Origin of the sequence: Burkholderia sp. Ax-1719, from assembly GCF_011753055.1 — a bacterium.
Classification (GTDB): Bacteria; Pseudomonadota; Gammaproteobacteria; order Burkholderiales; family Burkholderiaceae; genus Paraburkholderia.
Genome location: NZ_VWWJ01000003.1, coordinates 398,860 through 423,995 on the forward strand (window position 1 = coordinate 398,860; position 25,136 = coordinate 423,995).

At 65.1% G+C, this 25,136-nt stretch carries 21 protein-coding genes; 13 read left to right on the forward strand and 8 right to left on the reverse strand.

What is annotated here, in order from left to right; all coding sequences use genetic code 11:
* Positions 1-109: 109 nt before the first annotated feature.
* The 4 genes from wrbA (at position 110) to F3J17_RS09270 (ending at position 3,711) form a co-directional block, all read left to right on the forward strand.
* The gene (gene wrbA / locus F3J17_RS09255; RefSeq protein ID WP_167056454.1) at positions 110-718 is read left to right on the forward strand and encodes an NAD(P)H:quinone oxidoreductase; all 609 of its coding nucleotides are present in this window, start codon (positions 110-112) and stop codon (positions 716-718) included.
* A 212-nt stretch (positions 719-930) separates the two neighbouring features.
* Positions 931-1,278, forward strand: a complete 348-nt coding sequence (locus F3J17_RS36205; protein WP_240160880.1) for a DUF2069 domain-containing protein — start codon at positions 931-933, stop codon at positions 1,276-1,278.
* A gap of 165 nt (positions 1,279-1,443) precedes the next feature.
* The gene (locus F3J17_RS09265; RefSeq protein WP_167056460.1) at positions 1,444-2,871 is read left to right on the forward strand and encodes an FAD-binding oxidoreductase; all 1,428 of its coding nucleotides are present in this window, start codon (positions 1,444-1,446) and stop codon (positions 2,869-2,871) included.
* A 33-nt stretch (positions 2,872-2,904) separates the two neighbouring features.
* Positions 2,905-3,711: a metallophosphoesterase gene (locus tag F3J17_RS09270; protein WP_167056462.1), complete on the forward strand. Its 807-nt coding sequence runs from the start codon at positions 2,905-2,907 to the stop codon at positions 3,709-3,711.
* A gap of 28 nt (positions 3,712-3,739) precedes the next feature.
* On the opposite strand, the gene F3J17_RS09275 is transcribed toward F3J17_RS09270, so the two are convergent.
* Both F3J17_RS09275 and F3J17_RS09280 read right to left on the reverse strand, forming a co-directional pair.
* Entirely contained in the window at positions 3,740-3,892 is a 153-nt protein-coding gene (locus F3J17_RS09275; RefSeq protein ID WP_167056464.1) for a hypothetical protein, read from the reverse strand.
* A gap of 140 nt (positions 3,893-4,032) precedes the next feature.
* Positions 4,033-4,971 carry a LysR family transcriptional regulator gene (locus F3J17_RS09280; RefSeq protein ID WP_167056467.1) on the reverse strand — a complete coding sequence of 313 codons (939 nt, stop codon included), beginning with the start codon at positions 4,969-4,971 and terminating at the stop codon, positions 4,033-4,035.
* A 155-nt stretch (positions 4,972-5,126) separates the two neighbouring features.
* On the opposite strand from F3J17_RS09280, the gene F3J17_RS09285 reads away from it, so the two are divergent.
* From F3J17_RS09285 to F3J17_RS09310, 6 genes are all read left to right on the forward strand, one after another.
* The gene (locus tag F3J17_RS09285; protein WP_167056469.1) at positions 5,127-6,713 is read left to right on the forward strand and encodes an efflux transporter outer membrane subunit; all 1,587 of its coding nucleotides are present in this window, start codon (positions 5,127-5,129) and stop codon (positions 6,711-6,713) included.
* Between the two features lie 11 nt (positions 6,714-6,724).
* The gene (locus tag F3J17_RS09290; RefSeq protein WP_167056471.1) at positions 6,725-8,980 is read left to right on the forward strand and encodes an FUSC family protein; all 2,256 of its coding nucleotides are present in this window, start codon (positions 6,725-6,727) and stop codon (positions 8,978-8,980) included.
* A complete protein-coding gene (locus tag F3J17_RS09295) occupies positions 8,970-9,170 on the forward strand; it encodes a DUF1656 domain-containing protein (RefSeq protein WP_167056474.1) in 201 nt (66 codons plus the stop codon). The genes F3J17_RS09290 and F3J17_RS09295 overlap by 11 nt, the downstream gene beginning before the upstream one ends.
* Before the next feature lie 45 nt (positions 9,171-9,215).
* A complete protein-coding gene (locus tag F3J17_RS09300; RefSeq protein WP_167056476.1) occupies positions 9,216-10,079 on the forward strand; it encodes an HlyD family secretion protein in 864 nt (287 codons plus the stop codon).
* Positions 10,080-10,345: 266 nt separating this feature from the next.
* Positions 10,346-10,942: a HyaD/HybD family hydrogenase maturation endopeptidase gene (locus F3J17_RS09305; protein WP_345891153.1), complete on the forward strand. Its 597-nt coding sequence runs from the start codon at positions 10,346-10,348 to the stop codon at positions 10,940-10,942.
* Between the two features lie 145 nt (positions 10,943-11,087).
* On the forward strand, positions 11,088-12,980 hold the full coding sequence (locus tag F3J17_RS09310) for a propionate--CoA ligase (protein ID WP_167056479.1): 1,893 nt from the start codon (positions 11,088-11,090) through the stop codon (positions 12,978-12,980).
* A 4-nt stretch (positions 12,981-12,984) separates the two neighbouring features.
* On the opposite strand, the gene F3J17_RS09315 is transcribed toward F3J17_RS09310, so the two are convergent.
* The gene (locus F3J17_RS09315; RefSeq protein WP_167056482.1) at positions 12,985-13,779 is read right to left on the reverse strand and encodes a 5'-methylthioadenosine/adenosylhomocysteine nucleosidase; all 795 of its coding nucleotides are present in this window, start codon (positions 13,777-13,779) and stop codon (positions 12,985-12,987) included.
* 53 nt (positions 13,780-13,832) lie between these two features.
* The gene (locus tag F3J17_RS09320) at positions 13,833-16,217 is read right to left on the reverse strand and encodes a UvrD-helicase domain-containing protein (protein ID WP_167056485.1); all 2,385 of its coding nucleotides are present in this window, start codon (positions 16,215-16,217) and stop codon (positions 13,833-13,835) included.
* 172 nt (positions 16,218-16,389) lie between these two features.
* On the opposite strand from F3J17_RS09320, the gene F3J17_RS09325 reads away from it, so the two are divergent.
* The gene (locus F3J17_RS09325) at positions 16,390-19,257 is read left to right on the forward strand and encodes a valine--tRNA ligase (RefSeq protein ID WP_167056488.1); all 2,868 of its coding nucleotides are present in this window, start codon (positions 16,390-16,392) and stop codon (positions 19,255-19,257) included.
* 65 nt (positions 19,258-19,322) lie between these two features.
* Positions 19,323-20,204 carry a UTP--glucose-1-phosphate uridylyltransferase GalU gene (gene galU, locus F3J17_RS09330; protein WP_167056491.1) on the forward strand — a complete coding sequence of 294 codons (882 nt, stop codon included), beginning with the start codon at positions 19,323-19,325 and terminating at the stop codon, positions 20,202-20,204.
* Between the two features lie 116 nt (positions 20,205-20,320).
* On the opposite strand, the gene F3J17_RS09335 is transcribed toward galU, so the two are convergent.
* The 4 genes from F3J17_RS09335 to F3J17_RS09350 form a co-directional block, all read right to left on the reverse strand.
* Positions 20,321-20,548 (reverse strand): sulfurtransferase TusA family protein, encoded by a 228-nt coding sequence (locus tag F3J17_RS09335; protein ID WP_167056668.1) that lies wholly within the window; start codon positions 20,546-20,548, stop codon positions 20,321-20,323.
* A 169-nt stretch (positions 20,549-20,717) separates the two neighbouring features.
* The gene (locus tag F3J17_RS09340) at positions 20,718-21,773 is read right to left on the reverse strand and encodes a Gfo/Idh/MocA family oxidoreductase (RefSeq protein WP_167056494.1); all 1,056 of its coding nucleotides are present in this window, start codon (positions 21,771-21,773) and stop codon (positions 20,718-20,720) included.
* An 87-nt stretch (positions 21,774-21,860) separates the two neighbouring features.
* Positions 21,861-22,868 carry an inositol 2-dehydrogenase gene (iolG, locus tag F3J17_RS09345; RefSeq protein ID WP_167056496.1) on the reverse strand — a complete coding sequence of 336 codons (1,008 nt, stop codon included), beginning with the start codon at positions 22,866-22,868 and terminating at the stop codon, positions 21,861-21,863.
* Positions 22,861-23,751, reverse strand: a complete 891-nt coding sequence (locus F3J17_RS09350; protein WP_167056499.1) for a MurR/RpiR family transcriptional regulator — start codon at positions 23,749-23,751, stop codon at positions 22,861-22,863. Before F3J17_RS09350 ends, iolG begins: the two co-directional genes overlap by 8 nt.
* A gap of 256 nt (positions 23,752-24,007) precedes the next feature.
* On the opposite strand from F3J17_RS09350, the gene F3J17_RS09355 reads away from it, so the two are divergent.
* The gene (locus F3J17_RS09355) at positions 24,008-25,081 is read left to right on the forward strand and encodes a sugar ABC transporter substrate-binding protein (RefSeq protein WP_167056502.1); all 1,074 of its coding nucleotides are present in this window, start codon (positions 24,008-24,010) and stop codon (positions 25,079-25,081) included.
* Positions 25,082-25,136 lie beyond the last annotated feature (55 nt).

Consider the following 25,136-nt stretch of genomic DNA (forward strand, 5'->3'; position numbering starts at 1 on the left):
GACAGCGCAGCGCGCCTTGCGTGGGCGCTGCGGTGGAAACCCCGTGGGCACGCAGCGAAAACCGCCTCGAACCCAGACCCTATAATATCCCGTCCACCGACGAGGCCCGATGAAACCGATTCTTGTGCTCTACTACAGCCGCCATGGCGCCACCCGCGAACTCGCGCGCGCCATCGCTCAGGGCATCGACAGCGTGCCGGGCGCCGAAGCGCGCATCCGCACGGTGCCGCCCGTATCCACGGTCTGCGAATCCACCGCACCCGATATTCCCGACGACGGCCCGCCCTACGCCGAATTGCGCGACCTCGAGGAATGCGCCGGTCTCGCACTGGGCTCGCCCACGCGGTTCGGCAATATGGCCGCGCCGCTCAAGTACTTCCTCGACGGCACCACGCCGCAATGGCTCGCGGGCGCGCTCGCGGGCAAGCCTGGCTGCGTGTTCACCTCCACCGGCAGCCTGCATGGCGGCCAGGAAAGCACGTTGCTTTCGATGATGCTGCCGCTGCTGCATCACGGCATGCTGCTCGTCGGCATTCCCTACACGGAGAGCGCGCTTTCGTCGACGGATGGCGGCGGCACGCCCTACGGCGCTTCGCATCATGCGCGCTCCGACGGCCGTGGCCACGGTTTGAGCGCCGACGAAAAAGCGCTCGCCGTTGCGCTGGGCGTGCGTCTGGCGCGCGCTTCGCTTGCCCTCGCGCAAGGCGAACGGCCATGAGCGGCGGGCCGCCCGACATCACTGGCGCATCACGTGAAGCCGATGGCGAGCAAGCCGCGCGCACGTCGCGTACGCCAGACGGGCGGCACGCTGCCGATCACCACGCCGACGCTACGCAGCCGCGCACTTTACCGTCATCGCAAAACTCACGGCGCGAGCGCGCCCTCGCAGCGACCGCCCCTACGCCGCCTGCGGGTCGCCGCTTCGCCGCGCTGGGCGCTTTCGTTCTGCTCGCCGCGCTCACCGCGCTCTGCCTCGCCTGGGAGTGGCGCATCGCGCCACTGCGTCCCGGCGGCAGTGCACTGGTGCTCAAGGCCGTGCCGCTCGCGGCGGCGTTGCCTGGCGTATTACGGCGTCGGCTTTACACCTTTCAGTGGGCTTCGATGCTGGTGCTGCTGTATTTCGCCGAAGGCATCGTGCGCGGTATGACCGACCCCGCTCCGGGCGATGTGCTCGGCTGGATCGAAGTCGGCCTGTCGCTTGCCTTCTTCGGCTGCGCGCTCGCGTATGTTGCCCCGTTCAAGCGCGCCGCCCGACGCGCGAAACGCGACGCCGCGTAGAAGCGCGAATGTAAAGCCACATAGCTCGCCGCAAGGCAGGCGCGAGGCGTGTCAAACTAGGCTTTTCGCCGCCCGTCCTGCGACTCATGCAGGCACGCGCAGGAAAAGCAAACGCACTCCGCATGCCAGGCTGCAGCCATCGCACCGCCAACACCCCACCAAGCCATGACCCAATCCGCCCCGCAAGCTTTCCTCGACGCCTGTGCCGCCGCCATCGGCGCGCAGCACGTGCTGACCGACGCCCATGACACCGCGCCCTATGTCGCCGACTGGCGCAAGCGCTATCAGGGCGCGACCTGCGCGGTGCTCTGCCCGGCCAGCGCCGAGGAAACCGCCGCCGTCGTCAAGCTCGCGCACACGCACCGCGTCGCGCTCGTGCCGCAGGGCGGCAACACCGGTCTCGCGGGTGGCGCGACACCCGACGCCAGCGGCCAGCAAGCCGTGCTGAGCCTGCGCCGCCTGAACCGCGTGCGCGAGATCGACGCCCACAACAACACGATTACCGTCGAAGCCGGCGTGATTCTCGCCGAGGTCCAGGCACGCGCCGCCGACGCCGGCCGCCTGTTCCCGCTCTCGCTCGCCGCCGAAGGCAGCTGCACGATCGGCGGCAATCTGTCGACCAATGCGGGCGGCACCGGCGTGCTGCGCTACGGCAACACGCGCGAACTGTGTCTCGGTCTGGAAGTCGTGACGCCGCAGGGCGAACTGTGGGATGGACTGCGCGGCCTGCGCAAGGACAACACCGGCTACGATCTGCGCGATCTCTTTATCGGCGCGGAAGGCACGCTCGGCGTCATCACCGCCGCCGTCATGAAGCTGCACCCGCAACCGGCGGCCAGCGTCACGGCGCTCGCGGCGCTGGGATCGGCGCATGCGGCGCTCGACTTTCTCGCGCTGGCGCAGCGCTACGCGGGGCCGCTGCTCACCGGCTTCGAGTTGATGTCGGACTTCTGCATGCAACTGGTGGGCCGTCATTTCCCGCAACTGCGCTATCCGTTCGCCGAACGCCACGCCCAGGTCGTGCTGCTCGAACTGTCCGACAACGAAAGCGAAGAACATGGTCGCGCGCTGTTCGAGCGCCTCATGGAAGCGGCGCTCGAACAGGGTCTGGTGGAAGACGCGGTGGTGGCGGAAAGCCTCGCGCAATCGCAGGCGTTCTGGAATATCCGCGAACACATCCCGCTCGCGCAGGCCCAGGAAGGGTTGAATGTGAAACACGATATCGGCGTGCCGATTTCGCGCATCGGCCATTTCATCGAGGAAACCGGCGCCGAAATCGCGCGCGCGGTGCCCGGCGCGCGCATGGTGACGTTCGGCCATCTGGGCGACGGCAATCTGCATTACAACGTGCAGGCGCCCGAAGGCGGCGACCCGAAGCAGTTCCTCGCCGATAACGAAAAGCTGCTCAACCGCATCGTGTATGACAGCGTCGCGCGCCATCGCGGCACGATCAGCGCGGAACACGGTCTGGGCCAGTTGAAGGTCGACGAAAACGCGCACTACAAGAGCGAAGTCGAGCTGGGCATGATGCGCGCCATCAAGACGGCGCTCGATCCGCTCAATCTGATGAATCCGGGCAAGGTGATTCGCTGAGGCGAATCTCGCCAATCGCGAGGAGGCAACGCCGTGAAAATCCGCGTGCTGTCCGATCTGCATCTGGAGCTGGACGAACCCGTGCTGATTCCGCACGCCGAGGCCGACCTCGTCGTGCTCGCGGGTGATATCCATAATCACGGGCTGGGCCTGCGCTGGGCCGCCGAAACCTTCGATGCGCAGGTGCCTGTGATCTACGTGCCGGGCAATCACGAGTACTACGACGGCGAACTCGGCGCACTGGAAACAGCGATGCGCGACGCCGCCGCGTCGCTCGACAACGTGCACTACCTGAATAACGGGACTTACGTCGATCCGGCCGGCCGCTTCCGCGTGCTGGGCACGACCCTATGGGCGGATTTCGCGCTGTTTGGCGCAGACGATGCAACCCGCGAAGCTGCGATCACGGAGGCGCGGCGCGTGATGCTCGACTTCAAGGGGATGATTCAGGTGTCGTGGCCGTCAAGCGTCGAGGCCGGCGCGCGCGACTTTACGCCGGCGGACTCACTGGCGCTGCACGCGCACGCGCGCGCCTGGCTGGAAGCGGAACTGGCCACGCCCTTCGCGGGCAAGACGATTGTGGTGACGCATCACGCGCCGCATCGGCTCAGTCTTGCGCAGCGGTATGCGAGCGATCCGGTATCGGCGGGATTCGTGAGCGACCTCGGCGCGCTGGTGGGCGCGCCCACGGCGCTCTGGGTGCACGGCCACACGCATACCGGCTTCGATTACACCGTCAACGGCACGCGTGTTGTGTGCAATCCGCGCGGCTATCGCGACCGCCGCAGCGGTCTGCCGGAGAATCCGGCGTTTGCGTGGGACAAGGTGGTGGAGATTTGAGGGTGCCGTGCACGCACTCGCGATGCGCTCAGCGCAGGCCGCGCGAGCGGTCCACCGGTCGCTGCACGCGCAGCGTGACAGGCTGAAGCTGCGTGCGGCGCATGCGCAGAAGATCGCGTGATGCGGCGATGCCGATCAGGCCCATCATCACGGCGATGCCGATCATCAGATGCGTATCCATGGAAATCCTCGGGTTCTGGCGAATTGACGTTTCAGAGGCGCTACCTTATCAATCCGCCGCCCGCTTGTGCGTAAGGAAGTGTTGCCAGAAGGCGAAGCTGTAACAGCCTGTCACAGCACGCGCCCGAGGCAGCCAGATACTTACGTGCGCGCGAACTGGCGCAGCTCGGTCTGATCCTTCGCGAGCGTTGCTGGCAGCGTCTCGCGCAACATCTCCACCCACGTGCGGATCTTCGCGTCCAGGTACTGGCGCGACGGGTACATTGCGAACACCGTCATCTCCTGCGAGCGGTATTCCGGCAGAATCCACACGAGTTCCCCGCTGCGCAGGCCGCTGATGGCCGAATAGATCGGCAGCAGCCCCACGCCCATGCCTTCGCGCACGCCCACCGCCATGGCTTCGGCCACATTCACCTGAAAGGTCGCCGGCCCGAGGTCGATGGTCTCGATGCCCTGCGGTCCCGCGAACTGCCATTGCGAGGCGGGAAACACCGGCGTCACCAGCTGCAGACAGCGGTGATTGACGAGGTCATGCGGCGTCTGCGGCACGCCGTGACGCTCCAGATAGGCGGGCGACGCGCAGGCAATGCTGAATGCGCTGGTCAGCCGCTGCGAGACAAAGCCCGAATCCGGCAGGTCGGTGGCCAGCACCAGCGCCACGTCGTAGCCCTCGTCGAGCAGGTCCGGCATCCGCTGGGCCAGCGTCAATTCGATATGGACGTCGGGATACTGCGCCTGATATTGCCCCACCGCCGGCACCACATAGTGCTGGCCGAAGCTCGTCATGGCGTGGACCTTGAGCTTGCCCGACGGGCGTGCATGCGCGTCGCCGGCTTCGGCTTCCGCCTGATCCACGTAGGCCAGGATCTGCTCGCAGCGCTGCAGATAACGCTCGCCGGCTTCGGTGAGCGCGATGCGGCGCGTGGTGCGGTTCAGAAGGCGCGTGCGCAGGTGCGCCTCCAGATCGGAGACCGCGCGCGACGCGTAAGCCGTCGTCGTATTCAGGTGCTGGGCGGCGCCGGTAAAGCTGCCTGCCTCCACCACCCGGACGAATACACGCATGTTTTGAAGCGTATCCATACCAATCCTCTTTCTGACGGACCTATTGTTGCACGTTTTGCAAAATCAATTATCTCATAACCCGTAAGAATGCCTTGCATCCTTACCGGTTATTCGCCAATCAAGCAAAAAATATAATGACGCACAGCAATCTATAGCCAGTAAAGGAGTAAATCGTGCAGTCTCCGGTACCGAAAGGACTAGCCGTAGCCGCGGTTCTTACGTTCTCGTTGATAATCGCGGGATGCGCCAGTACCGGGGGAATCGCCCCAGAAGCGAAGCACGTCGACGCGAGCGAGCTGGACGCCGGCTCGGCGATCCGCGCCGCCAACACCGACGCCGCCTGGCCCGCCAGCGACTGGTGGCGCGGCTACAACGACCCGCAACTGAATAGCTGGATCGAAGCGTCGATCTCGGGCAATCCGTCGCTCGCCGCCGCCCAGGCGCGCGTGCGCGAAGCGCGCTCGATGGCGGGCGTGGCCGAAGCCGGCCTGCTGCCGCAGATCAACGGCAGCATGTCCGTGCAGCGCCAGCATTGGTCCGACAATATCTATTACGGCCCGGGCTCGCTCGCCAACTCGAATTCCTGGAACAACACCGCCACGCTCGGCCTGTCCTATCACCTCGATCTCTGGGGCCAGGACAAGAACAACGCCGAACGCGCACTCGACGCCGCTCACGCCTCCGCCGCCGACGCGCGCGCCGCGCAGCTCGAACTGGAAGTCAACGTCACGCGCGCGTACATCGATATGTCGATGAACTACGCGCTGCTCGATATTGCGAAGCAAACGCTCGCCGAACAGCAGAAGGTCCTCGCGCTCGCGCAGCGTCGCCTGAAGGGCGGCATCGGCACGCAGCTCGAAGTGAGCCAGGCCGAAACGCCGCTGCCCGAGTACGAACGCCAGATCGATTCGCTCGAAGAAGCGATCGCGCTGGGCAAGAACCAGCTCGCGGCGCTGGCGGGCAAAGGCCCCGGCGCGGGCGAAGCGATCCAGCGTCCGGCGCTCTCGCTGGCCGCTCCGGCAGGTCTGCCTTCGGCGCTGCCGGCCGAACTGATCGGCCATCGCCCGGACATCGTGGCGGCGCGCTGGACCGTCGCCGCCCAGGCGCGCGGCATCGACGTGGCCAAGGCCGACTTCTATCCGAACATCAACCTGCTGGTGTCGATGGGCGGTTATGCGGCCGCCGGCCCGCTGTTCCAGTTCCTGAAGTCGATGAGCGGCAGCTACGCGGGCGGCCCCGCCCTTTCGCTGCCGATCTTCGACGGCGGACGCCTGCGCTCGCAACTCGGCGCGCAATCGGCGGCTTACGACATCGCCGTGGATCAGTACAACCAGACCATCGTCACCGCGCTCAAGGAAATCGCCGATCAGGTGGTGCGCATGCGCTCGCTGGCGACCCAGGAAGACGATGCGCATCGCTCGGTGGCGGCCGCGCAGCGCAATTACGACCTCTCGCAGGAAGGCTATCGCCGCGGTCTGACCGACTACCTCAACGTGCTGATCGCGCAGACGCAATTGCTGCGCGCGCAGGAAGGCGTCGCGCGTATTCAGGCCGAACGCCTGACCGCGCACGCAACGCTGGTGGCGGCGCTGGGCGGCGGCACGATCAGCGCAACCGCCGATGCGGCCGCCGACCCGGCCGTCGCCAGCCCGACGCCCGCCGAGCAACTGCCCGCGCACGGCAAGAAGACGCGCGCCGTGCCGCTCGCGCCTGCCGCGCTGCTGGCGCCGCACTCGTCGGCGGCTGACGGTATTCACTGAGGCGCGCGACGATGCAAGCCTCCTCTTCCTCTTCGCAACCGGACGGCCAGGGCTTCCTCAAAGCCTTCGCCGACTGGGCGCGCACCGACGGCCTCGTCTGGCTCTATCTGTTCAAGACCATCGCCGCCGCGCTCATCGCGCTCGGCATTGCGATGAAGCTCGAACTGCCCTCGCCGCGCACCGCCATGACGACGGTGTTCATCGTCATGCAGCCGCAAAGCGGCCCGGTGTTCGCCAAGAGCTTCTACCGGATCTGCGGCACGCTCGTGGGCCTCGTCGTGATGCTCGCGCTGATCGGCCTGTTTGCGCAGCAGCCCGAACTTTTCATCGCCACCACGGCGATGTGGGTGGGCGTGTGCACGGCGGGCGCGGCGCGTAACCGCAATTTCCGTTCGTACGGCTTCGTGCTCGCCGGTTATACGGCGGCGCTGATCGGCATTCCGGCTTCGCAGAATCCCGACGGCGCGTTCATGTCCGCCATGACCCGCGTGGCCGAAATCTCGATCGGCATTCTCGCCTCCGGCGCGGTGAGCGCGATCGTGTTTCCGCAATATACGGGCGAGCTGCTGCGCTCCACGGTGCGCCGCCGCTTTTCGTCGTTCGTCGACTATGTGTCGGCGTCGCTGGCCGGACGCATCGACCGTTCGCAGATCGAAGCCACCAACGCGCGTTTCGTGACCGATATCGTCGGCTTCGAAGCAAGCCGCAGCAATGCCGTGTTCGAATCGCCCGATTCGCGCATGCGCTCAGGGCGACTCGCGCGCCTGAACACCGAGTTCATGGCGGCGTCGACGCGCTTTCACGCGCTGCATCAGCTGATGAACCGTCTGCGACACGAAGGCTCGACGGCTACCGTGGCCGCGCTCGAACCGTATTTCCACGAGATCGCGCCGCTGTTCGACAAGGCCGGCGAGCGCGTGCTGACCGCCGCCGACGCCACGCATGCCTCGGCGCAGCTTTCGCAATACCGTGCGGCGCTGCCCAAACGCGTGCGCGAAACGCGCGACCAGCTCGTCGCCAGCCTGAGCGATGCCGAAAAAGCCGCCAGCCTGCTCGACTTCGATACCGCGACCGAGCTGTTCTACCGCTTCGTGCACGAGATGAACGAGTACACGGCGACCTACGCGTCGCTGGCCGTCGACACGCATTCGCGCGAGAAGTGGATCGCGCGCTACGTGCCGAAGACCAACCTGTTCGCCGCGAGCGTGCACGGCGTGCGCGCCGCCATCGTCATGGGTCTGCTGGGCGCGTTCTGGATCGCCACGGCCTGGCCGAGCGGCACCAACCTCGTGCTCAATGCCGCCGCCACCTGCGCGCTGGCATCGGCCTCGCCCGCCCCGACGCGCATGTCGAGCCAGATGGCGGTTGGCACGATGATCGCGGCAATCGTCGGCATGATCCTGACGTTCGGCGTGTTTCCGCACATCGACGGCTTCCCGATGCTGTGCGTGGCGCTCGCGCCGGCGCTGGCCTTCGGCACTTTCCTGACGACGCGCCCGGCCTACGCCGGTTATGGCGTGGGCTACTGCATCTTCCTGTGCTTCCTCGCGGGCCCGGACAACGTGGTGCAGTACAACCCGAGCGGCTATATCAACGACGCATTCGCACTGGTGGTGTCGCAGATCGTTTCGGCCGCCGCCTTCGCGGTGCTGCTGCCGCCTTCGACGCCGTGGCTGCGCAACCGACTGCTGGCCAATCTGCGCGGCCAGGCCGTGCATGCGTGCCGCGCGCGCCTGCAAAGGCTGCCGGGCATCGCAGGCGTGGCGGGCTTGCGCAACCGCTTCGAAAGCGGCGCGCGCGATCTGATGTTCCAGCTCAACGCGCTCGCGGGCAAGGACGAAGCGTTCCGCCAGGACACGCTGCGCTGGATGTTCTCGACGCTCGAAATCGGCAATGCCGCGATCGATCTGCGCGAGGAACTGAGCGCGCTGCCGGACCATCCGCGCTTCAACACGCACGCGCCCTGGCGCACGCAGACCGCCGCGACGCTCAAGAGCGTGGCCGCGCTGTTCGAGCGCCCGGATGCGCGTCGCCATGCCGCCGCGCTGGTCACGACGAGCGCCGCCATCGGCGCTGCGCAAGCGGTGCTCGAAGACGTGCTGCGCGAGGACGCGCCGCGCGAAGAGCGCCACCCGCTCCAGCGCTGCCTGAGCCATCTGCATTTCATCCGCACCGCGCTGATCGATCCGCAATCGCCGTTCGCGGCCTATGCGGGCACAAGCGCCGCCGATACGAACCATCCGCAAGGAGCGAACCATGCCTCGTGACGTTGCGTTTCTGGACGCCTACATTCCGGCGATCGTGCTGCTCTTCATTCTGGGCGCGGCCATCACCTGGGTGCTCGATTCCGTGCTGGCCCGAACCGGCCTGTATCGCATCGTGTGGCACCCGTCCCTGTTCCGCGTGAGTCTGCTCGTGGTCGTGTGCTGCGTGATCGGGCTTGCGGTTTATCGCTGAACCTCGCTGAACCATCGTGAACCGGCGTTGAACCGGCTAAGAATCATGACTATCCGAAACATCATTGGCTTTATCGCGACGGCGATCATCTTCGTCGTCGCCATCCTGGTCGGCCGCGCGCTGTGGGTCCACTACATGGACGAGCCGTGGACGCGCGACGGCCGCGTGCGCGCCGAAGTGGTCAACATCGCCCCCGACGTCTCCGGCGCGGTGGTCGAGTTGCCCGTCAAGGACAACCAGTTCGTGCACAAGGGCGACCTGCTGATGCAGATCGACCCGTCGCACTACCAGATCGCCGTCGAACAGGCCGAAGCCGCCGTGGCCGCGCGCAAGGCCGAGCTGACCATGAAGCTCGACGACGCCCGCCGCCGCGCCGATATGGACAGCCTGGTGGTTTCGCAGGAAAACCGCGAAAACGCCTCGCACACCGCCAATTCGGCGCAGGCGCAGTACCAGCAGGCCATCGCCGCGCTCGACGCCGCCAAGCTCAACCTCGAACGCACGCGCGTGATCTCGCCGGTGGACGGCTACATCACCAACCTGCAGGTGTTCAAGGGCGACTACGCGATCGCCGGCCAGGCGAAACTCGCCGTGGTCGACAGCCACTCGTTCTGGGTCTACGGCTACTTCGAGGAAACCAAGCTGCCGCACGTGCAGGTGGGCAACAAGGCCGATATCAAGCTGATGAGCGGCGGCACGCTCGAAGGCCACGTGGAAAGCATTTCGCGCGGCATTTACGACCGTGACAATCCGCAAAGCCGCGAACTGCTCGCCGACGTGAACCCGACCTTCAACTGGGTGCGTCTCGCGCAGCGCGTGCCGGTTCGCATCCACATCGACAAGGTGCCGGACGGCATGATTCTGTCGGCGGGCACGACCTGCACGGTGGTGGTCAAGCCGGGCGCGTAAGTGCGCAAAAGCCCGCTCGACTGAGCGTGGACCGACGATGAAGAGCGCCTGCGGGCGCTCTTTTTTTGCGCGTGTTTCTGGCGCGTTTAACGTTGCCTTGAAGCTTCTGCGCACTTTCCAGGCATGTCCTGACAGACAATGTCCCGGGTGTGCAAAATGTGGTCGGCCATTCGGCCAAACCGCCTTGCGCCTTGACTCACGTCAACACGAAAACGGCTCACACCTAGGACTATTCTGACTCTACTGTCCTTCGCCAAGTGAGCCGCGTGAGCTTTCTCTACGAGCACGTTCCCCAAGTCTTCGCCCGCTACGTGACTGCGCCGACAGACACCGGCATGCGCATCCAGGCCGCGCCGCGCATCGTCGTGCTCGGCATTGGCAACGAGCAATGGGGCGACGCCGGCTTCGGCATGCGCGCGATCGAGCGCCTGAAGGCCGGCTGGCAATGCGCGCCACACGTCGAGTTCGTGGCGGGCGGCATCGAAGGACGCGCGCTGTTGCCGCTGGTGGAGGCGGCGCAGCGCATGATCGTCTTCAACGCCGCCGATTTCGGCTGCGCGCCCGGCACGCTGTGTGTGCGCGACGGCGACGACGCCATCCGCTATCTGGGCACGCGTCCATTCAATCTGCATCAGATGGATTTCGCCGATACCTTCGCCTGCGCGCAGCTCAAAGGCTGCTATCCGCGCGAACTGGTGGTGGTCGGCGTGCAGCCGCTCGCGCTCGACGATTATGGCCAGGGGCTGCGCCCTGCCGTGAGCGCCCAGCTCGATCCGGCCATCGCCATCGCCTGCCGCTGGCTGCGTCGCTGGCATGCCCGGCCGCGCCCGCGCCTGCCGAGCGAGAGCGCCCCCACCCGCTGAAACCGGCCGCGCGCCGGGCCATTGCGCGCGGTTGCGCGCCGCTCCCTCCTCATTGATCCGGCTTTACGCGGGTTCGCCCGCGTTGCCCGCCGCCGTTGCGCTGCACTATCCTCGACTCTCCAGTCAGCCCGGGAGGATGGACGCCATGCGCTACCGCGACTTTCACCGTGAGTCGATCGAACAGCCCGAGGAATTCTGGCGTCGCGAAGCCGCGCGCATCCACTGGGACACGCCGTTCGACAGCGTGCTCGACCGCTCGAATCCGCCATTTGCGCGCTGGTTCACGGGCGGGCGCACCAATCTCTGCTTTAACGCCGTCGACCGCCATCTGGCCTCGCGCGCCCAGCAGCACGCCCTCGTCTACGTCTCGACCGAAACCGGCATCGAGCGCCGCTACACCTATGCCGACCTGCATGCCGAAGTGAACCGCATGGCTGCCGTGATGCGTTCACTGGGCGTCAAACGCGGCGAGCGCGTGCTGATCTATCTGCCGATGATTCCCGAAGCCGTTTTTGCGATGCTCGCCTGCGCGCGGCTCGGCGCGATCCATTCGGTCGTGTTCGGCGGCTTCGCGGCGCCAAGCCTTGCGGCACGTATCGACGACGCCAAACCCGTGCTGCTGGTCGCCGCCGACGCGGGTGCGCGCGGCGGCAAGGTGATCGACTACACGCCGCTGGTGGATGAAGCGATGGCGCGGGCAGAGTTCGCGCCGCCCAAGGTGCTGCTGATCGACCGCCAGCTTGCGCCGGAGCGCTTCGATGCGCCCTATCTGGTGCACTACGAACCGTTGCGCGAGCAGTTCCACGACGCACATGTGCCGTGCGAATGGCTCGAATCGAACGAACCGTCCTACATCCTCTACACCTCCGGCACGACCGGCAAGCCCAAGGGCGTACAGCGCGACGTGGGCGGCTACGCGGTGGCGCTCGCGGCATCGATGGAATACATCTTCGAGGGCCGCGCGGGCGGCACCCTGTTCACGGCCTCCGACATCGGCTGGGTGGTCGGGCACAGCTACATCATCTACGCGCCGCTGCTCGCGGGCATGACCACGGTGATGTACGAAGGCACACCGATTCGCCCCGATGGCGGCGTCTGGTGGCGTCTGGTCGAGCAGCACAAGATCAATCTGATGTTCACCGCGCCCACGGCGATCCGCGTGCTCAAGAAACAGGATCCGGCGCTGCTGCGCGCCGCCGATCTCTCCAGCCTGCGCACGCTGTTCCTTGCGGGCGAACCGCTCGACGAACCCACTGCCACATGGATTTCAGAGGCCATCGGCAAGCCCGTCGTCGATAACTACTGGCAGACCGAAACCGGCTGGCCGATGCTGGCGATCCAGCGCGGCGTGGAAGATCTGCCGCAGAAGCTCGGCTCGCCGGGCGTGCCCTGCTACGGCTACGACCTCGTGCTGCGCGACGAGCACACGGGCGAGCCCTGCGCGAGCGGCACGAAAGGCGTGATCACGCTGAGCTATCCGTTGCCGCCGGGCTGCATGCAAACCGTGTGGGGCGACGACGCGCGCTTCGTGAAAACGTACTGGGAAAGCGTGCCGGGCCAGCAGGTCTACTCGACGTTCGACTGGGGCGTGCAGGACGCAAACGGCTATGTGACGATCCTCGGGCGCACCGATGACGTCATCAACGTGGCGGGGCATCGGCTGGGCACGCGCGAGATCGAGGAAGCGATTTCCTCGCACGCGTCGGTCGCTGAAGTCGCGGTGGTGGGCGTGAACGACGCCGTCAAGGGTCAGGCCGCGCTGGCCTTCGTGGTGCTGCGCGACGCGTCAGCCGCCGCCGATCCACAAGCGGCCGACAAACTTGCCGCCGCGATCGCATCGACCGTAGATCGCCAGCTTGGCGCCATCGGCCGCCCGGCGCGCGTGCATTTCGTGCCGATGCTGCCGAAAACGCGCTCCGGCAAGCTCTTGCGCCGCGCGATTGCCGCGCTCGCGGAAGGCCGCGAGCCGGGCGAGTTGCCGACCATCGAGGACGCCAGCGCGTTGCAGGCGATCCGCGAGGCGGTCGGCAAAGGTTGAACGCTTAGGCGCGCGCGCCGTAGGCGGCCAGGAAGCGGCGCAGGATGCCGGTGGAATACGTCCCGGCGATATCGACGAGGAACGACGAGAACGAGACGCTGGCGTGCTCGTCGGCGGTATCGGAAATCGTGCGCACCACGGCGCACGGCACGCCGTACTCGTAGCAGACCTGGGCGATCGCGGCGCCTTCCATTTCCACGGCCAGCGCGTCGGGCAAGGCAGCGCGCAGCGCGCTCACCGCCGCCGCGCTCGCCACGAACTGATCGCCGCTGATGATGAGCCCGCGATGCACGCCCGGCAGCGCGTGTTCGAGGCGCGGCAACGCGCCCTTGAAGTGCGCCGACAGCGCCGCGCCCTCTTCGGCGACAAAACGCTCGCAGGCTACGGTCAGTGCATCCGTGAGCGCGCGATCGGCGGCGAAGCGCGCGCGGCCGAGCAACGGAATCTCGTGACGCGGAAACAGCGGCTCGGCGTTCATGTCGTGCTGGAGCAGCGTTTCGCCGACCACCACATCGCCCACATGGACGTTTTCGCCCACGCCGCCCGCCACGCCAGTGAAGACGATCGCCTCGACATCGAAGACGTGAATCAGGGCGCTAGCCGTCGCGGCCGCCGCCACTTTGCCCACACGCGCCAGCGTCACGACGCAGGGCACGCCGTGCACCGTGCCGAGGTGGTAATCGCGCTGGCCGAAGGTGCGCGTTTCGACGCCTGATTCGGCCTGCATGGCCGCGATCAGGTCGCCGAGTTCCTGCGGCAAGGCCGCGAGCACGCCGAGCCGGCGCGTGGTGCTGTTCATCTTCGAAATCCCCGTTTGAATGCTGGCGACTACTAGCGACTGGTGGCGTGGTCTTAATCGACCGCCTGCAGCTTCGCCACCGCCAGCGCGAGCCACTTTTCGCCGTGGCGCTTGAAGCGCACCTGCGCCTTGGCGTCGGTGCCGCTGCCTTCGAGCGCCGTGATCTTGCCTTCGCCGAACTTGGTGTGGAACACGTCCTGTCCCACGCGGAAGCCCGCTTCGGCGGCGCGCTGTTCGTTGGCGAAATTCGGCAGCGGGGTTTTATCGGCGACATAGGCGTCGCGATCGCGCGAACCGCCACCGCTTTTCCCTTCACCACCGCCGTTGCCGCCGCGCGAGAACCAGTCGCGGCCCCAGCCGGCGTTATCGGCGCGTCCGCCCCAGCGTGCGCCCGCCTCGACCTTCGGCGTGAGCCACTTGAGGGTTTCCGCCGGCAGTTCGTCGAAGAAGCGCGAACGCACGTTGTAGCGCGTCTGACCGTGCAACAGGCGGCTTTGCGCGAACGACAGATAGAGCCGTTCCTTGGCGCGCGTGATCGCCACATACATCAGGCGGCGTTCTTCTTCGAGGCCGTCGGTTTCCATCGCGCTGTTTTCGTGCGGGAACAGGCCTTCTTCCAGACCGGTGATGAAGACCGCCGAAAACTCCAGACCCTTGGCCGCGTGCACCGTCATCAGTTGCACGGCGTCCTGACCCGCCTGTGCCTGGTTGTCGCCCGCTTCCAGCGAGGCATGCGAGAGGAAGCCCGCCAGCGGCGTCATGACGTCGGGGTTTTGCGCCGGATCGGTGATTGCGGCAGCGTCGAGCACTTCGATCTCGCCGTCCTGCGAAACGATCTCTGGCGCGCGCGTCGCGCCGGGACGCAGCGGAATCGAGCGCGCCGGCGTATCGAGGCCGTAGCCCTGCTCGCTCACAAACGCCGTCGCCGCGTTCACCAGTTCCTGCAAGTTCTCCAGACGATCCTGGCCTTCGCGCTCGCCCTGATAAAACTCGGCGAGACCGCTCATGCGCACGGTGTACTCGACGGTTTCCGGCAGGCTCATCTGCGCGGTTTCGGCGCGCATTTTTGCGACCAGATTGGCGAACGAACCGAGCGTCGTGCCCGCCTTGCCCGTCACATAGGGAATCGCCGCCGCCATCGAACAGTTGTACAGACGCGCCGCGTCCGCCAGTTGTTCGATCGAACGCGCACCGATGCCGCGCGCCGGGAAGTTCACCACGCGCGAGAACGCCGTATCGTCGTTCGGGTTGTCGATCAGGCGCAGATACGCGAGCGCGTGCTTGACTTCCTGACGCTCGAAGAAGCGCAGACCGCCATACACCTTGTACGGAATCCCGCCGTTGACGAGCGTGTGCTCGATCGTGCGCGACTGCGCATTGCTGCGATACAGAATCGCGATTTCATGCCGCGCGAGACCCTGCGCGATCAGCGCGCGAATTTCCTCGACGATAAAACCGGCTTCCTGCGAATCGGTGGCCGCCTCGTAGACGCGCACCGGTTCGCCGTGGCCCGCGTCGGTGCGCAGGTTTTTGCCCAGACGCCTCGAATTATGCGAAATCAGGTGATTCGCGGTATCGAGAATATGACCATGCGAGCGGTAGTTCTGCTCCAGCTTGATCATGTGCTTGACGCGGAATTCGGTCTCGAAATCGCGCATATTGCCCACGTTCGCGCCGCGGAACGCGTAGATCGACTGGTCGTCGTCGCCCACCGCGAAGATCGCGTTGCCCGGACCCGCCAGCAGCTTGAGCCATGCGTACTGGAGCTTGTTGGTGTCCTGAAACTCGTCGACGAGGATGTCGCGAAAGCGCGCCTGATAGTGCGCACGCAGCGGCGGGTTATAGGCCAGCAGCTCGTAGCAGCGCAGCAGCAGTTCGGCGAAATCCACCACGCCTTCGCGCTGGCATTGCTGGTCGTAGGCCTCGTACAGCTCGACGAACTTGCGGTTGAAGTCGTCCGTGACGTCGACGTCCTTCGGACGCAGCCCCTGTTCCTTCGCGTTGTTGATGAAGTACTGGAGGTTCTTCGCCGGGTATTTTTCGTCGTCGACGTTCAGGCCCTTCATCAGACGCTTGATGGCCGAAAGCTGGTCGGCGGTGTCGAGAATCTGGAACGTCTGCGGCAGGCCGGCGTCGCGGAAATGCGCGCGGAGCATGCGGTTGCACAGCCCGTGGAAGGTGCCGATCCACATGCCGCGCGTGTCGATGGGCATCATCGCCTGCAGGCGCGCCGTCATTTCGCGCGCGGCCTTGTTCGTGAAGGTCACGGCGAGGATCGTCATCGGCGACGCGAGGCCCTGCTGGATCAGCCACGCGATGCGCGTGATCAGCACGCGCGTCTTGCCGCTGCCGGCCCCGGCCAGAATGAGTGCCGGTTCGTTGGGCAACGTGACGGCGGCGTGTTGTTCGGGGTTCAGATTGGCGAGCAGTTCTGGCATGGGGCGGCGGAATTCAGATTAGTGCGCCATTATAAATGGCGATGGCGTCACGGCTGACAAGGGCATGCACGCGCCTGTATACAGGGACGCACGAGGGAAGCGCGCCGCGACACCCCTCGCTACCCCTTATAATCGAACGTTTTACGCATCCTTTTTTCGGCAGATTCCACCCATGAGCGACAGCACGCTAGCGAAAAGCTTCGAGCCCCAGACCATCGAGGCCCACTGGGGCCCGGAATGGGAGCGTCGAGGCTACGCCGCCGCGACCTTCGAGCCCGGCCGCAAGAACTTCTCGATCCAGTTGCCGCCGCCCAACGTCACCGGCACGCTGCACATGGGCCATGCGTTCAACCAGACGATCATGGACGGCCTCACGCGCTATCACCGCATGCTCGGCGAAAACACGCTGTGGGTGCCGGGCACCGACCACGCCGGTATCGCCACGCAGATCGTGGTGGAGCGCCAGCTCGACGCGCAGAAAGTCTCGCGCCACGACCTCGGCCGCGAAAAGTTCGTCGAACGCGTGTGGGAATGGAAGCAGCAGTCCGGCTCGACCATCACGGGCCAGGTGCGCCGTCTGGGCGCGTCGATCGACTGGTCGCGCGAATACTTCACGATGGACGACAAGATGTCGACCGCCGTGCGCGATGTGTTCGTGCGTCTCTACGATCAGGGCCTGATCTATCGCGGCAAGCGCCTCGTGAACTGGGACCCGGTGCTGGGCACCGCCGTCTCCGATCTCGAAGTGGTGAGCGAAGAAGAAGCCGGCAATCTCTGGCATCTGCGCTACCCGCTCGCTGACGGCTCCGGCCACCTGACGGTCGCCACGACGCGCCCGGAAACCATGCTTGGCGACACCGCCGTGATGGTGCATCCGGAAGACGAGCGTTACGCGCACCTGATCGGCAAGATGGTCAAGCTGCCGCTGACGGACCGAGAGATCCCCATCATCGCCGACGAATATGTCGACCGCGAGTTCGGCACGGGTGTGGTCAAGGTCACGCCGGCGCACGACTTCAACGACTATGCGGTCGGCCAGCGCCACGGCCTGCCGATGATCGAGATCCTGACGCTCGACGCCAAGGTCAACGACAACGCGCCTGAAAAGTACCGCGGCCTGGATCGTTTCGAGGCGCGCAAGCAGGTGGTGGCCGACTTCGAAGCGATCGGCCTGCTGGATTCGGTGCAGCCGCACAAGCTGATGGTGCCGCGCGGCGACCGCACGGGCGTCGTGATCGAGCCGATGCTGACCGACCAGTGGTTCGTGGCGATGAGCAAGCCGGCGCCGGAAGGCACCTTCAACCCGGGCAAGTCGATCACCGAAACTTCGCTCGACGTGGTGCGCAACGGCCAGATCAAGTTCGTGCCGGAAAACTGGACCACCACGTATTACCAGTGGCTGGAAAACATCCAGGACTGGTGTATCTCGCGCCAGCTGTGGTGGGGCCACCAGATCCCGGCGTGGTACGGCGAAAACGGCGAAATCTTCGTCGCGAAGAGCGAGGAAGAAGCGCGCGCCAAGGCCGACGCCGCAGGCTACACCGGCGCGCTCAAGCGCGACGAAGACGTGCTCGACACGTGGTTCTCGTCGGCGCTGGTGCCGTTCTCGTCGCTCGGCTGGCCCGAAAAGACGCCGGAACTGGAGGCGTTCCTGCCCTCTTCCGTGCTGGTGACTGGCTTCGACATCATCTTCTTCTGGGTGGCGCGCATGGTCATGATGACCACGCACTTCACCGGTCAGGTGCCGTTCGAGACGGTCTACGTGCACGGCCTCGTGCGCGACGCCGAAGGCCAGAAGATGTCGAAGAGCAAGGGCAACACGCTCGACCCGATCGACATCGTCGACGGCATCGACCTGGAAACGCTGGTCGGCAAGCGCACCACGGGCCTGATGAACCCGAAGCAAGCCGCCACCATCGAAAAGAAGACGCGCAAGGAATTCCCGGACGGCATCCCCGCGTTCGGCACCGACGCGCTGCGCTTCACGATGGCGTCGATGGCCACGCTCGGCCGCAACGTCAACTTCGACCTCGCGCGCTGCGAAGGCTATCGCAACTTCTGCAACAAGCTCTGGAACGCCACCCGTTTCGTGCTGATGAACTGCGAAGGCCACGATTGCGGCTTCTCGAAGCCGGGTGACTGCCAGCCGGGCGATTGCGGCCCGGGCGGCTACACGGACTTTTCGCAGGCCGACCGCTGGATCGTCTCGCAGCTCCAGCGCGTGGAAGCCGACGTCGCCAAGGGATTTGCCGACTATCGCTTCGACAATGTGGCCAATGCCATTTACAAGTTCGTCTGGGATGAATACTGTGACTGGTATCTGGAACTGGCGAAGGTACAGATCCAGACCGGTACGCCGGAGCAGCAGCGCGCCACGCGCCGCACGCTGCTGCGCGTGCTGGAAACCGTCCTGCGCCTCGCGCACCCGGTGATTCCGTTCATCACCGAAGCGCTGTGGCAAAAGGTGGCGCCGCTGACCGACGCTTACCCCGCAGGCAAGACCGAAGGCGAAGTGTCGATCATGACGCAGGCCTACCCGGTCGCCGAACAGAAGAAGATCGACGAAGCTGCCGAACAGTGGGCTAACGACCTGAAGGCCGTGATCGATGCGTGCCGCAACCTGCGCGGCGAGATGAACCTCTCGCCCGCAACCAAAGTGCCGCTGCTGGTCACGGGCAACGCCGAGCGCCTCACCTCGTTCGCGCCCTATGCAAAGGCGCTGGCGAAGCTCTCGGAAGTGCAGGTTATCGCCGACGAAGCGGCGCTCGACGCGGCCTCGGCGGGCGCGCCGGTTGCTATCGTAGGGACGGACAAGCTCGTGCTGAAGGTCGAAATCGACGTCGCAGCCGAACGCGAACGCCTCTCGAAGGAAATCGCGCGTCTGTCAAATGAAGTGACAAAGTGCAACGCAAAGCTGGGAAATGACAGTTTTGTAGCAAAAGCGCCGCCTGCTGTGGTTGAACAAGAGCAGAAACGACTGGCAGAATTCCAGGCAACGCTGGGCAAGCTCGCCGCGCAACTCGCGCGGCTGCCTGCCTGAATCGGCTAAGGTGAGGTCTGGCGGCGCGCGCGGCGCCAGACCCCAAGAGGACCAGGACAACAGACATGCTAAAAGTTACCAAAGCGGTATTCCCGGTGGCGGGCCTCGGCACGCGCTTCCTTCCGGCAACGAAGGCCAGCCCGAAGGAAATGCTGCCGGTCGTCGACAAGCCGCTGATCCAGTACGCGGTGGAAGAGGCCGTGGCGGCGGGCATCACGGAGATGATTTTCGTGACGGGCCGCAGCAAGCGCGCGATCGAGGACCACTTCGACAAGTCCTACGAGATCGAGGCCGAACTCGAAGCACGCGGCAAGGCAAAGCTGCTCGAGCTGGTCCGCAACATCAAGCCGAACAACGTGGACTGCTTCTACGTGCGCCAGCCGGAAGCGCTGGGCCTCGGCCACGCGGTCCTGTGCGCGGAAAAGCTGGTGGGCGACAACCCGTTCGCCGTCATCCTCGCGGACGACCTGCTGTACGGCACGCCGCCCGTGATGAAGCAGATGGTCGAGGTGTTCGACCACTACCATAGCTCGGTGCTGGGCGTGGAAGAGATTCCGCCTTCGGAAACGCGCTCGTACGGCATCGTCGACGGCAAGGAGTGGGAAGACTCGATCGTCAAACTGTCCGGCATCGTCGAAAAGCCGGCGCCGGAAGTCGCGCCGTCGAATCTGGGCGTGGTGGGCCGCTATGTGCTGAAGCCGCGTATTTTCGACCACCTGCGCGCGCTCAAGCCGGGCGCGGGCGGCGAACTGCAGCTCACGGACGCGATCCAGTCGCTGCTCGCCGATGAACAGGTGCTGGCGTACAAGTATCACGGTACGCGTTTCGACTGCGGCAGCAAGCTCGGCTACCTCAAGGCGACGGTGGAATTCGCGCTGCGCCACCCGGAAGTCGCCGACGACTTCCAGGAATATCTGCGTACGCGCAACCCGGTGCTGGAAGGCTAAAGACGCCGTTTAGCTTCCGTAACGAAAAAAGCCCGCAATTGTAAAATTGCGGGCTTTTTCATGCGCTGCGAATTCTTGAATTCAAAAACCGGGGTGAAATCCGGCGTCGAATCGCTTCAGCGGCGGCGCATCAGAAACACGAACGTCTTGTCCTGCTGGGTGCTCTCGACGATCTCGTTGCCGGTCTGTTTTGCGAACGCCGCGAAATCGCGCTGCGAGCCGGGATCGGTGGCGAGAACCTTGAGTATCTGGCCGCTTTCCATATCGGCCAGCGCCTTCTTGGCGCGCAGGATCGGCAGCGGGCAAGTCAGCCCGCGCGCATCCACTTCCTTGTGAACCTGAATCTGCATCGGGGTTGGATCCTTCGGTGGCGCGCCGTCGATCGTGTGGCTTCACGAAGCGTGGCGGCGCTGTGCATCTGTTCGGTACGTCAGATAACAGCGATTTTACCGCAGCCACGCCGCGCCCCGCTTGCCTCGATCCCGCGCGCTCCCTTCACACGCCCCGTCAGCCTTAAAGCGTGACCGCCTGCCCCGTCTGCAGCGATTCTCGCAACGCATAGCCGATCCGCGTCGCCTCCAGCGCGTCTTCCAGGCTCGCCCCCTGCCCCGCTTCGGCTGCCGCGCCGTTCAGCCGCGCGCGCACCGCCGCGACGAAAGCCTGCGCCTCGATCAGGAACGCTTCCTCGAAACGCTCGAAGAAGGTCGGCGTGCATTCGCTGCGCGCGCCGTGGGCGTCGTAGATCTCCACGCGATTCATGCGCGGCACCCGGCCGATGGCCAGCGCGCCCGCCGTGCCGATCACCTCGCTCGACGCATCGTTGCCGTGCGCCATGGTGCGCGAGGCGTAGAACATCGCCAGCTTGCCGCCCTCGAATTCGCAGATCGCCACGCCGTTGTCGACGTCGCCGAATTCACGCAGCCCTTCGTGCAGCGCCACCGCGCCCGCCGCAAACACGCGCGTGGCGCGCGGCTTGCCCAGCAGCCAGCGCGCCACGTCGATATCGTGCACGGTGCAGTCGAGGAAGATGCCGCCCGAGGTCGGCGCGAAACGCACGAAAAAGCCGTCGGGATCGTTGAGATCGCAGTTCTGCGAGCGCACCAGAAACGGCCTGCCGATCTTGCCCGCGCGTACTTTCTCGAAGGCATCGTGGTAACTCGGATCGAAACGGCGCATGAAACCGATGGTCACCTGCTGGCCCGGAAAGCGCCGCGATTCTTCGACCACGCGCTCGCATTCGGCCACATCGAGCGACAGTGGCTTTTCGCAGAAGACGTGCTTGCCCGCGTGCAAGGCATCGACAATCTGTTGCGCGTGCAACGACGAAGGCGTCACCAGCCACACGGCGTCGAGCGTATCGTCGGCGAGCAGTTGGGTGTAGTCGTTATAGAGACGCGTTTCGGGCAGCGCCGAGCGTGCCCATGCCAGATCGTCTTCGAGCGGGCTGCACGCCGCCGCCAGTGTTGCACCGGGCACACGGTACGCCAGATTCTGCGCGTGCCGCCGCCCCAGCCGTCCGAGCCCCACCACACCCACGCGCAATGGCCGGGCACGATCGCTTGATTGCATGGTCCGTCTCCTTTCGTGTTTGATTCGGAATCCTGCGTATACAAAGGGCGTCGCTTTCAGAAAAGCGACGCCGATATCCTCTTCGACTCAACCGCCCAGCTTCACCACGCGCCCTTCGCGCCACGACAGCGCCGCCGCCTCGGCCAGTTCGAGCGCCTTCAGGCCATCGGCGACACTCGTGCGCACCGGCACGCCCTGCGTGACCGCCTCGTAGAAGTGCGCCATTTCGCGCGCATACGCGGCGCGATAGCGCTCCAGGAAAAACGCTTCCGGCACGTCCTGCGCCACTGCGATCTTCGACCATGCGACCACTTCGGTCGGCTTGATGTTGCCGGCCTGCAGCATGCCTTCGCTGCCAAGAATCTCAAAGCGCTGGTCGTAACCGTAGGCCGCGCGGCGCGCCGTGTTGATCTGGCAAAGACGCCCGCGCTTCGTGCGAATCGTCACGGCCGTGGAATCGATATCGCCCGCATCGGCAATCGCCGGATCGGACAGGCAACTGCCCGTGGCATGCACGCTTTCGGCTTCATCGTCGAGAATCCAGCGGAAGATGTCGAAGTCGTGAATCAGCATGTCCTTGAAGATGCCGCCCGAATGCTTGATGTACTCGACCGGCGGCGCGCCCGGATCGCGGCTCGTCACGATCAGCATTTCCGGCGTGCCGATTTCGCCCGCATCCAGACGCGTCTTGAGCGCCGCGAAGGTGGGATCGTAGCGACGCTGAAAGCCGATCATCGCCACCACGCCCGCACGCTCGACCGCTTCGGCGCACTCGCGCGCGCGGCCGATCGCGAGATCGACAGGCTTTTCGCAGAAGATATGCTTGCCCGCCGCCGCCGACTTCAAGATCAGTTCGGAATGCGTATCGGTTGACGAGCAGATCACCGTGGCGTCGATTTCGGCATCGCCGAATGCGCTGTCGATATCGCTCACCTGCGCGCCGTGCTGCGCCGCGAGCGCGGCAGCCGCCTCGCGATTCACGTCGATCACGTACTTCAGACGCACGCCGGGCTGGCGCGCGAGATTTGCCGCGTGAATGCGGCCAATACGGCCCGCGCCAAATACCGCGACGTTCAGCGTCTTTCCATCAGTCATCGTATCCTCCAGGATCGGTCGATTCTTCTACGTTGAGTTCGAGCCGGTAGGCGAGCGCCACGAACAGCGCCTGGCACAGGCAGAACGTGCTGGTCAGCGAACGGAACGCAAACGCGCTCCCCTCTTTCACATAGAGTTGCGCGTCGGCGTGACGCGCGAGTGGCGAAAGCTGGCTATCGGTGATGACGAGCGTCTTTGCCTGATGCTGCTGCGCCGCGCGCAGGCAGTACTGCGTTTCCTTGCCGTAGGGCGCGAAGCTGATGGCGACCACCACGTCGCCCTTCTTCACGCTGCGGATCTGCTCGTGATACATGCCGCCGAGGCCCGAGATCAGATGCACGCGTTTGCGCGTGTGCTGCAGCGCATAGACGATGTAGCTCGCCACCGGAAACGAGCGGCGCACGCCGATCACGTAAATGTTGTCGGCGTGTTCGAGCATCTGCACGGCGGCGTCGAATTGCGCGTCGTCGAGGCCCGCTTCCAGTTCGTCCAGGCCGCTGCGGCACGCGCCGATGAATTCGCGCGCCACCGTGCCGCCCAGTTCCGGGCTGGCCTCGCCGTCCTTGGCGTCGATCAACTGGCGAATGCGCTGCTGATAGCTCGTGGCCGATACGCCCTGGCCCGCATACGCCTGGCGGAACACCGCCTGCAGATCGGAAAAACCCGAAAAGCCGAAGCGCTGCGCAAAGCGCACCACCGCCGACGGATGCACGCCGCAACTCGCGGCGATGTCGCTGGTGCGATCCATCATCACGCTCGCGCGGTTCTGTTCGATATACGTCGCGATGCTTTTGAGCTGCCTCGGCAACGCTTCGTACTCGTGTGCGATGCGCTGCATCAATTCGTCTACGCCTGCTACAGCGTCGCTGGTTTCATCCGCCATGATCGTTTTCCCTGCTTTTTTCCTGCCATTTGCCGCACTGCCGCAAACCCTTGCTGGGCGGGCGTTCGGGCGAAGGCTAACGGAGCCGATTATAGGCAGCGCGCCATCAGATTGGAACAGATTTTCCATTTTTATTTGCAATGAAATTTCTGTTGCAAGCGCTTGGACGATCGCCTAATCTTGTCGATGAGCGCCGGAGAATTCGCTCGCGGGGCTCACCCCAAAAACGAACGACAGACCGAGAAAGGTGGAGACAATGACGCAACGCAAGGGCAAGACCATGCTCCGAAGGCTGGCTGCGGCAATCACGCTGGCAGTTGGTGTGACCGGCTTGAGCGCGGGTTTGACCGTCATGACCGCACAATCGGCGCAGGCCGCCGACGCGCACTTCGTCCTGATCAGCCATGCGCCGGATTCGGACTCGTGGTGGAACGTGATCAAGAACGCCATCAAACAGGCCGACGAAGACTTCAACGTCGAAACCGACTACCGCAATCCGCCCAACGGCGACATCGCCGACATGGCGCGCCTGATCGAACAGGCGGCCGCGCGCAATTACGACGGCGTCATCACCACCATTGCCGACTTTGACGTGCTCAAGAGCTCGATCGGCAAGGTCACGGCCAAGAAGATCCCGCTCGTCACCATCAATTCCGGCACCGAGGAACAAAGCGAACAGCTCGGCGCGATCATGCACGTGGGCCAGCCCGAATACGTGGCGGGCCACGCCGCTGGCGAAAAGGCCAAGGCAGCGGGCGTGAAGTCGTTCCTGTGCGTGAACCACATCGCCACCAACACAGTGTCGTTCGATCGCTGCCGTGGTTTCGCCGATGCGATTGGCGTGGACTACAAGACCTCGACGATCGACTCGGGCCAGGACCCGACGGAAATCCAGTCGAAGGTCAGCGCCTTCCTGCGCAACCACCCGAACACCGGCGCGATCCTCACGCTCGGCCCCGTGCCGGCGGCGGCCACGCTCAAGGCGGTCCAGCAGATGGGCCTCGCGGGCAAGATCTACTTCTGCACCTTCGACTTCTCGGATGAAATCGCCAAGGCCATCCGCGCCGGCACGATCCAGTTCGCCATCGACCAGCAGCCGTACCTGCAGGGCTATATCCCGGTGGCGGTGCTGGCGATCGTGAAGAAGGATCACACCACCGATCCGGCCAAGATCCGCCAGATTCTGGAAGCCAATCCGAAGTTCAAGCAGCGCCTCGATACCTATGGCCTGCAACCGTCCTACGGCCCGAAGAACATCCGCTCGGGTCCGGGCTTCATCACCAAGGAGAATCTGGACAAGGTCGTGAAGTACGCGGGTCAGTACCGCTGATCTATCGGTTCTTTTCGTCAGTCACGCGCGGCGGCGCGACTCTGCCGCGCGTCTA